We start from the raw sequence: 13,363 nt of genomic DNA on the forward strand, positions 1-13,363 counted from the left end.
GGACGACAGGCACAGGAGGAAATGGACGGCACTGCGCGCGCATGCCTAGGGCATACGATGGCGCGATGCCTCCTCCAAACTGGCCCACCCGGGCCTCCCGATTCCTGCTGTTCCCCCTGCTCGCCGCCACCGCGTTCACGGGCTGTTCGGCGCTGTCCTCTTCCGGCGCCGATGCGCCCGACGCGCCCATCGCACGCCGCGTCGCAGCGCTCCAACCGATCGATGCCCTGCTGCTCGGCGAGCAGCACGACGCGCCCGAGCACCATGTCATCGAACGCGAAACCGTCGAGGCGCTGGTCGCGCGCGGCCACCTCGCCGCGCTGGCGCTCGAGATGGCCGAGGAAGGCCGCAGCACCGCGCAGCTCACGCCCACCGCCACCGAGGCCCAGGTGCAGGCCGCCCTCGACTGGAGCGACAAGGCCTGGCCCTGGGCCAGCTACGGCCCCGCCGTGATGGCCGCCGTGCGCGCGGGCGTGCCCGTGGTCGGCGCCAACCTGCCGCGCGTCCGCATGAAAGACGCCATGGCCGACGTCTCGCTCGACGTGCAGCTCAACGGCGAGGCCTACACCGCGCAGCAGGACGCCGTGCGCGATGGCCACTGCAGGATGCTCCCCGAGTCGCAGATCGTCCCGATGACGCGCATCCAGGTCGGCCGCGACCGTGCGATGGCGCAGGCCATCGTCAAGGCGAAACGCCCGGGCCAGACGGTGCTGCTGATCGCCGGAGCCGGCCACGTCGTGCGCACGCTCGGCGTGCCGCAGCACCTGCCCGACGACGTCAAGGTCGCTACGGTGCGGTTGATGGCCGCGCCGGCTGCTCCTTCGCCCGAAGCGGTGGCGGGCGACTACGACCGCACATGGCGGACACCGCCCCTGCCCGAAAAAGACTACTGCGCAGAGTTCAAGCGGCAGGCAAGACCGCAACCGAAAGCCTGAGCGCCCCATCGACAAGAAAAAAGCCGCGAGCCCAAAGGCCCGCGGCTTTTTCTTTCAGTACGCAGCAGCTCAGCGCGAGGTAATCGCCGACACCGCCGAGTTGCCCGTGGCCGATGCCGTGATCTGGTTGCCCGTGGTGCGCAGCGTGCTGTTGCCCACAGCGCCCGACACGCCGACCCCGAAGTTCACGCTCGTCACCGTGGCCGTCACTGCGCCGGTGTTGACCTGGTAGTTGCCGATGGCCGCGCTCGGCGCGCCCGTGTTCAGCGCCGTCTGCGTCAAGCGGTTGGTCGCGCTGTTGCCGACGGCCTGCGCCGCCAGTGCGTTGCCCGTGACGCCGACCGAGCCGCTCGACACGCCAGCCCCGGTGCTGTTGAGCGCCACCTGGTAGCTCGTGCCCACGCTGGTTGCCGACACCGCGCCCGAGTTGCTTTGGCTGTTGAGGATGGCCGCGCTCGCACCGACGTTCAGCGCCAGCGGCGTGCCGACCAGGCTCGACGAACCCACTGTCGCCGCGCCGCCGTAGCTGCTGCCGCCGCTGGACTCGAGCACGTTGGTCGCCGCATTGCCGCGCGCCAGGGCAACGGTGGTGTTGCCGTCGAGCGAGACGCTGCTGCCGTTGAGCGGCACCGCGCCGGCCAGCGTCGCATTCGCCACCGTGCTGGCCGTCGCCGTCACGTCGGCCGTGCTGCCCTGCACATTGACGATGCCGACGCTGGCCCCCTGCGTCGCGCTGCTCGCCACCGTGGCGGTGTTGGCCGCGCGGTTGGCCGTGGCCTCTGCGAAGGTGCTGTTGCCCGAGATGGTGAGCGCGCCGTTGATCAGCCCCGGCGTGGGTGCGGCGTTGTCGTCGTTGTGGATCGACGTATTGGCCGTGCTGCTGACGGTCGATGCGGCCGACTGGCGGTTCGACAGCACGTGGTCGCCGGTGGCCACCACGTTGTCGGCGCTGCCGGTCTCGTTCAGCGTGGCAGAACCCGTCGCGCCCGGCGGCAGGGTGTTGACCGCGCTCACGCTCAGCGTGTTGGTCGCGTCGTTCATCACGCCCAGCGCCGTGTTGCTGTTGCCCGAGAGGCGCACTGTCGAGGCGGTGGATGCGGCCGGTGCAAACAGCTCCTGCGTGGACGTTGCCGTCACCGCGGCGGTGCCCGACTGCGTCGACTGCAGCGCCGAGCGCGCGCCAACGTTGGAGCCCGCGAGCGTCACGCTGTTGAGCGCCGTGTTGGCCACGGCCTTCGCGCTCTGGCCGTTGTTCGTCACGCCCAGCGTCGAGGTACCGACGATGGATGCCGGTGCCGTGTCGATGCCCACGATGCCCGTCGCGGTGGCCGACACAGGCCCGGTGCCCATCTGCACGTTGGCCAGTGCGTGGTCTGCCGTCACTGTCACCAACAGCGCCGGGCCGGCTGCGGCCACGGCCGGCAGCGGCGTGCTGCCGGCAATGGTGCTGCTCTTCACGTCGATGCTGTTGGTGGCAGCGCTGCCGGTGGCGGCTGCGCTGGTGATGTTGCCGTCGAGCGTGGCGCTGCTGCCGGTGAGCGCGTTGGGGCCGGTCAACGTGAGCCTGGTCACGTTGTTGGCGTTGGCTGCCACGGTTGCGTTGCTGTCCTGCGCATTCAGCACCGCAGTCTTGGCCGACTGCGATGCGCCGCCGGTCAGCGAGGCAGCGTTCGTCGCGCGGTTGGCTGCTGCTTCCGAGGACGTCGAGTTGCCCGAGGCGGTGAAGCTGCTGTTGACCAGGCCCGCGTTGGCGGGCACCAGGCTGTCTTCGTTGTAGATCGCGGTGTCGGCGGTGCTGGTGGCCGAGGTTCCGGCCGACTGGCGGTTCACCAGCACCTGGTCGCCCAGCGCCGCGGTGTTGCCGGGCAGCGCCCCCTGAAGAATGATCGCGGGAACGAAGGATGCGACAGACGAGCCGCCCGCAACGGCGACCTTGTTGTCCACGTCGTTGATCACGCTCAGCGCCGAGTTGCTGTTGTTCGAGAGCTTCACCGACGAGCCCGTCACCGAGGCCGGCGCAAAGGCTTGCATGAACGAGCGCGACTCCACCGCCGCCGTGCTGCCCTGTGCAGACAGCAGCGCGGAGCGGGCCGACACATCGGTGGCCGCGAGCGTGATGGCGTTGCTGCCCGTGTTGGCCACGGCCTTCGCGCTTTGCGTGTTGCCGGAAGCACTCAGCGTCGAGCCGGAGATCACCGCGCCGGGCGCCGTGTCGACACCGAAGGCGGCTGCCACCTTGGAAGAGATCGTCGGGCTCGTCACCAGCTGGATGCTCGACAGCGCATGATCGCCGACCGCACCTGCCAGGCCCGCGAGGCTGGTCGCACCGGCAAGCGGCAAGCCGTCGCCTACGGCGATGGTGTTGCCCTTCACGTCGATGCGATTGACGGCAGCGTTGCCCGTGGCCGAACCGCCGGCGGCGTTGCCGTCGACAGTGACCTGCGAGTTCTGGATGCTCGCGCCGCCCAGCACCACCTGCACGCCGTCCTTGTTGTTGAGCAGCGCGCCTTCCTGCCCGGTCAGCGAGCTGACCGCCGCACTGGTGAGCTGAAGGTTCTGCACTGCGGTGGTGGTCGAGACGCCGACCGCATCCACGCTCACGCCGTTGACGGCGCTGTTGCTGGTCGCGCCGGCCAGCGTGGTGTTGCCGCTGGCGTCCACCTTCGAGTTGCTGATGGCACCGGTGACGGTGGTCTGCACTTCAGGCCCGCCGCTGCGTTGCGCCGACACCGTGCCCTGGCCCGACTGCGCGTTCTGCACGCTGAAGGCGGCGGTGGTGGCGAGCACGTTGCCCGTCAGCGTCGCACCCGCCAGCGAGAGGCCGGAAGTGTCGATGTTGTTGCCCGTCACCTTCACCGTGTTGCCGGTGGCGCGGCTGCCGTAGGCCAGTGCCTGCGCCGCGTTGTCCGAGCTGGACACCGAGCCGTTGCTCAGCGTGCCCGTGACCGTGGTGCGCGCCACGATGCCGCCGGCCGCGATGGCCGAGATGACGGTGTTGGTGCCCGCCACAGCCTGCGTGTTGGTGACGTTGGCGATCGAGGCGTTCGAGCCGCTCACGTTGTTCAGGCCCAGCGTCACGCCGCTGGCTGCGTCGTTGCCGTAGGTGGCTGCGACGAAGGCGTTGTCGCTGTTCGCGACGCTGGCGGCCGAGACATTGCCGTTGACGTTCGCCGCAAAGGTGTTGGAGCCGGTCGCCGAGCTGCCGATGTTCCCCTGCACCGACTGGTCGTTCAGGATGCCGTAGGCTGCAGTCACCGTCGGCAGGGCGCCGGCCGCGTTGCTGAACGGCAGTCCGCTGAGCACATCGACCGTGACGGTCGAGGCCGGCGTACCCAGGAACGGGCCTGGCGCCACGGCCAGGTTGCCCGTGCTCACGCCCAGCGTGTTCGTCGCCGAGTTGCCGTAGGCAATGGCGCGCTGCAGGTTGTCGGTGAGCGCGACCGAGCCGCCCGTGAGGTTGCCGTTCACCGTGATGCGCGCTTCAGGAGCGAACAGCGCCGCGCCGGCACCGGAAGTCGCATCGGACATCTGCACACTCGCGATGCCCGCGCCCGTGCCAACCGAGTTGCCGCTGAGCGTGAGCGTGTTGGTGGCCCCGCTGCCGAGCGCCACGGCTTCCTGCCGGTTGTCGGTCAGCGCCAGCGTGTTGTTCGCGACCGGTGCGCCGCCGCCATTGGCGGTCAGCAGGATCTGCGAGCCGAAGTTGAGCGCCGCGGGGCCACTGCCGTTGTAGTTGCCCTGCAGGTTGGTGAGCGTCGCCGCGCCGCTGGCGGACACGCGCCCGTCGGAGTCGGTGCCGCCCGTGAGCACGGCGTTGCCGTTGCCCAGTGCCACCGTGGCTGCCTGGATCGCCAGGCTCTGCGTGATCTGGTTGCCCTGCGCGGTGGCCGCCGATGTGTTGCCGGACACGGTGACCGAACTGCCGCTGGTCTGCCCCGTGCCGGGCGACTCGCCCGTCTGCGCCGAGATGACCGACGGGAGCAGGAACGCCGTCAGCGGTGCCGCCGAGTTGGCCTGCTGATTCGACACCGCCGCCGTGCCGGTGAACGAAGCCGCGTTCTTGCCGCTGGCGATCGCGCTCGACGCCGTGTTGCCGGTGGCGTCCGCCGTGATGCTGTTGTCGGCGAGCGCGACCTGGCTGTTCTTGCTCGACTGCACGCCGGCCAGGATCTGTGCGCCCGCGGTCTGGGCGAAGGTGGTCACGCCGATGTTGCCCTGGCTGTTGACGATGGCCAGGTCGCTGTTGACGTTGCTGGTCACGCCCACGCCGTTGTGGATGCTGTTGTTGGCCGCGGTGGCTGCCGTGCCGGTGCCCGCGATCGTCACGTCGTCGATCAGGATGCGGTTGCCCGCCGTGCCGGCGGTGGCACCGAGCGCCTCGTTGCCCGTGGCCGCGCTGGAGATCGCATTGCCCTGCACCGACAGCGAGCCCTGCAGCACGTTGGAGCCGCCGGCTGGCACGCCGCTCACGAGACCCGTGATCACCGAGCCCGTATTGGTTGCGCTGTGCGTGGCGGCGAGGATGCCGTTGCCGTTTGCCTGCAGGTTCGCGACCACCGCCGAGCCCGCGAAAGCCGGCGCGCCGCCCGACTGGATTTCGGCCGTGCTGGTGGCGCTGTTGGCCTTGAGCACCGCCGAGATCGAATTGCGTTCGAGCACGGCAGCGGTGGTCAGCGTGATGCCCGGGCTCGCCGTCAGCATCAGGTCGACCGTGTTGCCCAGCACCTGCGCGCTGGAGCTCGCGCCCGTGGCCGACTGCAGCGAGGTCACCACGATGTTGCCCTTGGCATCGAACAGCGGTGCGCCCGCCGGATAGGTCAGCACCGAGGTGCCGGCCTGCGGCGAGGCGCCGACCGCGGCGGCGCCCGAGACCACCGAGCTGCCGCTGTTGAGCGTGGTGGTGGCCGAGATGGTGTTGTCCGCGTTGACCACGCTGCCGGTCTGCAGCGTGCTCGATTCCACCGCCAGCTTGCTGCTGCTCACTGCGCTGTTGATCACGCCGGTGTTGGTCGCCACGCCCAGCGTCGCGGCGTTGTTCACCGGCGTGCCGGGCGCCGGCTGGATGCTGTTGGCAAAGCTGTTGCCGGTGGCGCTCGCGCCGACCAGGTTGCCGCTGGTGCTCATCGCCACCGGGTTGGGATTCAGCGGCGTGCCGGTGGAGGTCGTGCCCACGGTGGCGCTGGTGATGGTGGCGTTGACGGCCCCGGTGTTGTTGATGTCCGAGTTCACCGTCGGCGTGCCGGTGGCGGTGCCGTTGTAGGCAGCGTCGACCGAAGTCTCCGCGGCTTGTGCGCCGGAGGCTGCTGCAATCAGCGCCATCGCGACGGCCGTGCCGATGCTGCTGCGGCTGAACATGGGCGCGCGTACGGCCCGGCTCTGGATCTTGCGTGCTTTCATGGCGTGACTCCTCGGATGTTGTGGAAGCGGTCTGGGTCGGAAAGTGGATGCGCGATGCGCGCGGAACGGCAGGTCAGTCGCCCTTGACTGCGCCGTCGGAAGAAGAGGTTGGCGCGGCGCCGCCGACCACCGCGCTGCCGATGCGCAGCTTGGCGATCTCCTGCAGGCCCGGGCCGTCGCGGTGGATCGACGTGTCGGCGGCATCGGGCCGCCATGTGAGGCTGATGGCGCCCGGTGCCACGCCGCGGTTGGCAAGGGCCGAGGTGACGGCGGCGATGCGCTGGTCGGTGAGCTCGTCGCGCTTGCGGGCGTCCCAGTTCTCGGTGTCGCGCGCCACCAGCACGATGTCGGTCGAGCCCTTCTTGGCCAGGCCCGCGATCTGGTCGATCAGCGCAAGCGAGCTGCCACCGAGCGTGGTCGCGCCGAAGTCGAAGGACACCTGCGTTGCCGTGCCCGTGAGGCGCGCGCCGCCCTGCCCCGCGGCATTGACGGCCACGCCGCTCTGCACCACGGGCGAGGTCACGGCCGCGCCGCCTACGGCGGCATCGCCCGGGTTGTCGACCTTGCGCAGGTCGGCCGCGGGCACGACAGGAATCTGCTCGCCGGCGCCCGGGCGCATCGTCATGCAAGGCCGGTGGTCGACCTGCGTGACGGCCGCCATGAGCCGCACCACGCCCTCTTCGAGCGCCGCGCGCACGCCCATCTGCACAGGCTCCTGGCCTTTGGCGCCGATGTCCACGTCGTACAGCTTGCTGCCGAAGAAGCGGAACACGTTCAGGCCCACTTCGTAGCCATTGAACTGCTTGGTGAGGCTCACCGTGCGCACCACCATCAGCGACTTGGTGTCGACGATGCGCAGGTCCACGCTCACCGACTGGCTGAAGGTGCGCGCCTTCACGCCCACCTGGTTCACCGCGAACTCCGCGCCGCCCGAGTTGATGTTGTAGTTGAGCTCGGTGATGCCGCCGACGATGAAGTAATCAGACTTGTTGATCGTGCCGCCGAAGTACGGCAGCCACGGCACCGCCTGCCCGCCGTTGGGTCCGCCGACCTGGTGCGTGCGGCCGTCACCGAGCTGGCGGCGGTCGGCGTACGCGAGCTCGCGCTCGGCGATCACCGGGTCGAAGCGCTCGGCGATGCTCACCGCGCCGCCAAGCTTGCCGAGTGCCGAATACACCATCAGCGCGCCGCCCTGCGTGATCGCGTTGCCTTCGTTGATGCTGTACTTGCCGGTGTAGTCCTTCACGTCGCCCACGCCGATGACGATGGGCGGGCGCCGCGTGGCCGCGATGTGGTCGGCGTAGCAGGCGAGCACCGCCTCCATCGGCGTGATGTTGTCGCGCACCGAGGGGCCGAGCACCACGGGTGCCTCGTTGGGCGCAAAGCGTTGCTGCGGAGCGGAGACGCAACCGGCGAGCGCCACCGTGGCGATGGCTGCGAGAGCGAAGGTGCGGGTGATGGGGTATTGCATGTCGCGTGCCCCGTTCAATTGAGCACGCCGAACGCGCACGCCGAGCTGCCGCCGACGCTCGCGGTCTGCGCACCCGAGTTGCTCTGATTCGAGTTCAGAGCCTGGTTGGCCGCGCCCTGCACCTGCGTGCTGGTGCCGCCCACGATGGCCGAGCCGACCGCGCCGGAGTTGGCTTGCGTGGTGCCCACCGTCGCGCCGCCGAGCGTTCCCACCGCGGTGCGGCTGTCATTGCCCGAGGCATTCGAAGTCGCGCCCGAAGTGGACGGCGAATTCGCGACCGTGCTGTTGTTGCCGTCGTTGCCCGTGGAGGTCGCGGAGACGTTGCAGTTGTACTGGCGACCGATGTTGTTGGTCGTGTTGTAGACCGGCGCCGAGTAGTAGCCGCTCTTCTGCTTGCGGATCATGTCCTGGATCGCGGCCTGGTTCACCTTGTCGGTGCTGGTCTGGAACTGCCATGCGGCGTTCTCGCCGACGTTGTTGGCGAGCGCAGCCAAAGGCGCACACACCAGTGCCATAAGAAATACGCGTTGCATGACGGTCCCTCTCTGGAAGACGCACTTGATGAACTCATAAGTGCTACGTTTCGGGAGGGGATGCTAGGGATCGACGGCCACGGCCGGTATCCCGGGAACCGGTAGGAGGTATCCCGGGAACCGGTAGAAATGAAAAGGGCCAACCCGGGCCCGGGTCGATCCCGACGGCGTGCGGCGCCGTGGTTCAGAACGCGAGTTGAATCGTCTCGGGCACCACGGTTTCGCCTCGGGGCTTCGCGTCGGAAGCCGGCAGCGCGCCTTCGTGCTGCAGCAAATGCCGCTTGCGGAAGACACCGCCGGCGTAGCCCTTGAGGTCTGCGTTCTTGCCGATCACACGGTGGCACGGCACGACGATGCTGATCGGATTCGACCCGTTGGCGGCACCGACATCGATGGCCGCGCGCGGATCGTCGAAGCCGAGCTGCTTCGCCAGTTCACCATAGCTGGTCGTGCGGCCTGCAGGAATGCGGCGAAGCGCCTCCCAGACCTGCTGCTGCAGCGCATTGCCCAGCCTTGCGACGGGCAGCGTTTCGATGGCCGTGAGATCGCCGTCGAAGTAGCGATCGAGGGCGTCGGCCACCGTTTGCGGCGCGGCGCCTTCGGTCAGCTCCACCTCATCGTGAAGTTCCCGCAGGAGGCGATGCAGGCGGGCGCGATGGTCCGCGAAATCCAGCGCATGAATGGCACCGGCAGCGTCGGTGACCAGCAGAAGTTCGCCCATCGGCGAAGCCAGATGGCTCAGTTGCAGCTTCATGATCGTGTCCTCACAAAAGAGAAGGCGGCAGGGCCGCGAACATTCACATGTTGCGCGCTCCCTGCCGCCTTCACTCGCCGTATCCGGACATCGATCTCCGGCTCACGCCGGCGCTGCCTTCCCGCTCAGGCGTGTGCCTTGATCGAATCCGCCAGCGTGTTCACCAGCGTGTCGATGTGCGACTTCTCCACGATATACGGCGGCGCAATCACCAGCACGTCGCCCGCTGGCCGCACCAGCGCGCCCTTGTGGAAGCAGTCGAGAAAGATTTCATAGGCGCGCTTGCCCGGCGTGCCCGCGATGGGCGCGAGCTCCACCGCCGCGGCAAGGCCGAGGCTGCGGATGCTGATGACGTTGGGCAGGCCCTTGAAGGTGCTGTGGAAGGCATCTCCCAGCACCTTGCCCATTTCACCGGCACGCGCGAACAGGTTTTCTTCCTTGAAGAGATCGAGCGTGGCAATGGCCGCTGCGCAGGCCACCGGGTGGCCCGAGTAGGTGTAGCCGTGGAAGAACTCGACCACGTGCTCGGGCGCGTCGGTCTTCATCATCGCGTCGTAGAGCTTGTCGCGGCAGATCACGCCGCCCAGCGGAATGACGCCGTTGGTCACGCACTTGGCGAAGTTCAGCATGTCGGGCACCACGCCGAAGTAATCGGACGCGAAGTTGGTGCCCATGCGGCCGAAGCCCGTGATGACCTCGTCGAAGATCAGCAGGATGCCGTGCTTGTCGCAGATCTCGCGCAGGCGCTTCAGGTAGCCCTTGGGCGGCAGGTACCAGCCGGCCGAACCGGCCACGGGCTCCACGATGATCGCGGCGATGTTGCTCGGGTCGTGCAGCGGCAGGATGCGGGTTTCGAGCTCGACCAGCGGGTCTTCGGCCCACACCGGCTCCTCGTTGTGGATGTAGGCGTGGTTCACCGGGTCATGGATGAAGCGCATGTGGTCCACGCGCGGCAAAAAGGCCGAGCCGAACACCTTGCGGTTGCCCGGAATGCCGCCCACCGACATGCCGCCGAAGCCCACGCCGTGGTAGCCCTTCTCGCGGCCGATGAACACGTTGCGGTGGCCTTCGCCACGCGCGCGGTGGTAGGCCAGAGCCACCTTCATCGAAGTGTCGGCAGCTTCGGAGCCCGAGTTGCAGAACAGCACCTTGTTGAGATCGCCGGGCGCAAGCGAGGCGATCATCTCGGCCGCCTTGAAGGCCTTGTCGTTGCTGACCTGGAAGGCGGTGGCGTAGTCGAGCGTGTCCAGCTGCTTCTTGATCGCCTCGTTGATGGGCTTGCGGTTATGGCCCGCACCCACGCACCACAGCGACGAGATGCCGTCGATCACCTTCTTGCCGTCGTGCGTGGTGAACTCCATGCCGTCGGCCGCGACGAACACCCGCGGGTCTTTCTTGAAGTGACGGTTGGGGGTGAAGGGCAACCACTGGTTGTCCATGTTGAAGTCCTGGAAGGCCATGCGTGTCTCCTGCGGTTATGTGGTCGAGGAAAATCGCGATTCTGGCACCCCTGCGACAATCACGCCCTGATGACGACCTCTACGCCTACCTCGCCCGCCTACATCCTGAACCTCTCCTGCCCCGACCGGACGGGCATCGTGCACGCCGTGTCGGGCTTCCTGCTCGAGCGCGGCGCCAACATCGAAGAGGCCGCCCAGTACAACGACCACGACACGGGTCTTTTCTTCATGCGGGTGCGCTTCGCCTGCGGCGACCACAGCGAAGCCACGCTGCGCGAAGAGCTGAAGACCTTCGCCGCCGGCTTCGGCATGACGCTGCAACTGCACGCCGCCGCCGAGCCGATGAAGACGGTCATCCTCGTCAGCAAGGAAGGCCACTGCCTCAACGACCTGCTGTTCCGCTGGAAGAGCGGCCTGCTCGCCATCGACGTGCGCGCCATCATCTCGAACCACCGCGACTTCTACCAGCTGGCCGCCAGCTACAACGTGCCCTTCCACCACATCCCGATGACGGCCGCGACCAAGGCACAGGCCGAGGCGAAGGAGCTTGAAATCATCGAGGCCGAAGGCGCCGAACTCGTGGTGCTCGCGCGCTACATGCAGATCCTGAGCGACAACCTGTGCCGCAACCTGGCCGGCCGCGCGATCAACATCCACCACTCGTTCCTGCCCAGCTTCAAGGGCGCCAAGCCCTACTACCAGGCACACGACCGCGGCGTGAAGCTGATCGGTGCCACCGCCCACTACGTGACGGCCGACCTCGACGAAGGCCCGATCATCGAGCAGGACGTGGCCCGCGCCGACCACACCGACACCGTGGAAGACCTCACGGCCCGCGGCCGCGACACCGAGAGCCAGGTGCTGGCGCGTGCGGTGAAGTGGCACAGCGAGCACCGCGTGCTGCTCAACGGGCACCGCACGGTGGTGTTCCGCTAGGCCTCCGAAAAAAGCATGCCTCCACTTCGGAGGCATGCATCCCGCTCAGCGTCAGTTGCGATTAGGGTTGTTCGGCCGACGGTCGTAGCGGTTCGGCACGCCATCGCCGTCACGGTCCCAGCGGCCTGCGTTGTACTGCCAGCGTCCGCCTTCCTCGCGCCACTCCGGCGCACGGTAGGCATAGCCCGGACGGGCACGCACCCAGACGCCGCGGGTCCATACATGGCGCCCACCGCGCCACTCATAGTGCCCCGGCGCCCACACATAGCCGCGGCGCGGCGGGGGCACGCGTTCGGAGCGCGGAGGGGGCGGCGCCACCTGTATGACCACGGGTTGCGCCTGCGCGGCCGTGGGAACAGTCAATGCGCCCACCGACAGAAGCGATGCAGCGCCGACGGAAAGAGCCAATGCGAGTTTTTTCATGAAGGACTCCTCATGAGTTGTTGGAGGAGCCTTCATGCTGCCCAGTCTATGTGAACCGCCTGTAAGCAATGCACGAAGTCTTGTGTAAAGCTGTGACTCGCCTTTGAGCGCCTTCGAGCGCCCCGGCGAGCGCTCACTCCTGCAATTCGCGCAGATCGATGGCCGTGGCCATCGCCGCATGGCCGGCCTTGTTGGGGTGCAGGTGGTCGCCCGAATCGAACAGCGGATTCAGCGCCTTCGGGTCCGCAGGGTCGCGCAATGCCGCATCGAAATCGACGACGCCGTCGATGTCCTGCTGGCCGCGGATCCAGCGGTTGACGGCTTCGCGCATGGCCTCGTTGCCCTCGCTCCAGTAAGGCGTGTTCCTGAATGGCGGCACGGTGCCGAGCAGCACCTTCACGCCCTTGGCGCGGGCCTGCTTGACCAGTTGCTCCAACCCCTCGGTGATGCGCTCGGCCGTCGGCATGTCGCGCGGCTTCAGCTCGGCGCCCGGCACCTTGGCGAACAGGGTGCGGCCGATGTCATTGGTGCCCATAAGGATGATCGCGTGCGTCACGCTGCTCTGCCGCAGCGCATCGAGCTCGAACCGGGAGAGGCCGCTGGGCCCCAGTCCGTTGGCCAGCAGGCGATTGCCGCCAATGCCGGCATTGAGCACCGCAACGTCTTGCCCTTCGCGCTGCGTATCGCGCAAGCGAGTGGCCAACATGTCGGGGTAGGCCCCGAAGTTGCCCTCCGAGGTGCCCATCGTGATCGAGTCGCCGAAGGCCACGACGGTGCGCACGGACTTGGTGGTGAGCACGTCGAGCCCGGTCACGATCTGGTTCAGCACCAGTGGCGAGGGGTTCTTCAGCTTCGGTGCCATCACTGCGTTGCCGGGCGCTACCCATGTCGCGCCCGGCTCCAGCATGGAGGCAGTGGCAAACGGCGTGGTGCGGTCGAAGAAGGCGCTCACGACCACCGTTTGGCCCGCCTGCACCGGCAGGTCGATGCCGTCGCTCCAGGCGTCCGCGCCGGGCGCAATGGTCATGGTGGTGCGGCCGCCGAAGCGCAGCACGCGCAGCGTGGTCGGCGAGAACGCATCGGCGCCGGTGCCGCGTGCTGCGCTCGCGGCGGCAATGCGCAGCGGTGTCTTGCCGAAGCGGTTCGAGAAGCGGATTCGGATGCGCTCGCCGTCGAGCGACAGTTCAACCTTCTGGCGCAGTGTCTGCCCGCGCAGGTCATTGCCGGCAGGCGACGAATAGTTCGCACCACCGGGGGCTGCGGCCATCTCCGTGAAATCGACCGGTGCCACGGCCCAGCTCGCAACCCAATGCGCCTCGGCGGGCTGCCGCGGATGGTCGTCGGGCGTCACAGCCTGCACGCCGACGGCCAGCACTGCGAGGCAAAGGGCTGCCACCCAGTGCGCGACAGTCACGTCGCGCAGGCGCTCTGCCCAAATGGAAACCAGTTTCATG

9 protein-coding genes are annotated in these 13,363 nt (G+C 68.1%); 2 read left to right on the forward strand and 7 right to left on the reverse strand.

Annotated elements, in window-relative coordinates; genetic code table 11:
* The first annotated feature begins 65 nt into the window (after nucleotides 1–65).
* Nucleotides 66–935: a ChaN family lipoprotein gene (locus ACN9MV_RS29310; protein WP_426390572.1), complete on the forward strand. Its 870-nt coding sequence runs from the start codon at nucleotides 66–68 to the stop codon at nucleotides 933–935.
* Between the two features lie 69 nt (nucleotides 936–1,004).
* Here ACN9MV_RS29310 and ACN9MV_RS29315 read toward each other — a convergent pair whose 3' ends face one another.
* The 5 genes from ACN9MV_RS29315 to ACN9MV_RS29335 all read right to left on the reverse strand — a co-directional run bounded on the left by ACN9MV_RS29315 (nucleotide 1,005) and on the right by ACN9MV_RS29335 (nucleotide 10,550).
* Nucleotides 1,005–6,332, reverse strand: coding sequence for a beta strand repeat-containing protein (locus tag ACN9MV_RS29315; protein WP_426390573.1), 5,328 nt, complete (start codon nucleotides 6,330–6,332; stop codon nucleotides 1,005–1,007).
* A 73-nt stretch (nucleotides 6,333–6,405) separates the two neighbouring features.
* A complete protein-coding gene (locus tag ACN9MV_RS29320; protein WP_093078939.1) occupies nucleotides 6,406–7,803 on the reverse strand; it encodes a CsgG/HfaB family protein in 1,398 nt (465 codons plus the stop codon).
* Between the two features lie 14 nt (nucleotides 7,804–7,817).
* Complete coding sequence (locus ACN9MV_RS29325) at nucleotides 7,818–8,336, reverse strand: hypothetical protein (protein WP_256216883.1); 519 nt, start codon at nucleotides 8,334–8,336, stop codon at nucleotides 7,818–7,820.
* Between the two features lie 184 nt (nucleotides 8,337–8,520).
* Complete coding sequence (locus ACN9MV_RS29330) at nucleotides 8,521–9,090, reverse strand: methylated-DNA--[protein]-cysteine S-methyltransferase (protein WP_426390574.1); 570 nt, start codon at nucleotides 9,088–9,090, stop codon at nucleotides 8,521–8,523.
* Between the two features lie 125 nt (nucleotides 9,091–9,215).
* Complete coding sequence (locus ACN9MV_RS29335; RefSeq protein WP_093057655.1) at nucleotides 9,216–10,550, reverse strand: aminotransferase class III-fold pyridoxal phosphate-dependent enzyme; 1,335 nt, start codon at nucleotides 10,548–10,550, stop codon at nucleotides 9,216–9,218.
* A 69-nt stretch (nucleotides 10,551–10,619) separates the two neighbouring features.
* Here ACN9MV_RS29335 and purU point away from each other — a divergent pair, with 69 nt between their 5' ends.
* On the forward strand, nucleotides 10,620–11,486 hold the full coding sequence (gene purU, locus ACN9MV_RS29340; RefSeq protein WP_093057656.1) for a formyltetrahydrofolate deformylase: 867 nt from the start codon (nucleotides 10,620–10,622) through the stop codon (nucleotides 11,484–11,486).
* Between the two features lie 51 nt (nucleotides 11,487–11,537).
* Here the strand turns inward: purU and ACN9MV_RS29345 are convergent, their stop codons facing one another.
* Nucleotides 11,538–11,909, reverse strand: a complete 372-nt coding sequence (locus ACN9MV_RS29345) for a YXWGXW repeat-containing protein (protein WP_093057657.1) — start codon at nucleotides 11,907–11,909, stop codon at nucleotides 11,538–11,540.
* A gap of 133 nt (nucleotides 11,910–12,042) precedes the next feature.
* Nucleotides 12,043–13,362 carry an SGNH/GDSL hydrolase family protein gene (locus ACN9MV_RS29350; protein ID WP_426390575.1) on the reverse strand — a complete coding sequence of 440 codons (1,320 nt, stop codon included), beginning with the start codon at nucleotides 13,360–13,362 and terminating at the stop codon, nucleotides 12,043–12,045.
* Nucleotide 13,363: the final 1 nt, after the last annotated feature.

The sequence above is a fragment of the Variovorax sp. R-27 genome (assembly GCF_049913215.1).
Lineage (GTDB): Bacteria > Pseudomonadota > Gammaproteobacteria > Burkholderiales > Burkholderiaceae_C > Variovorax.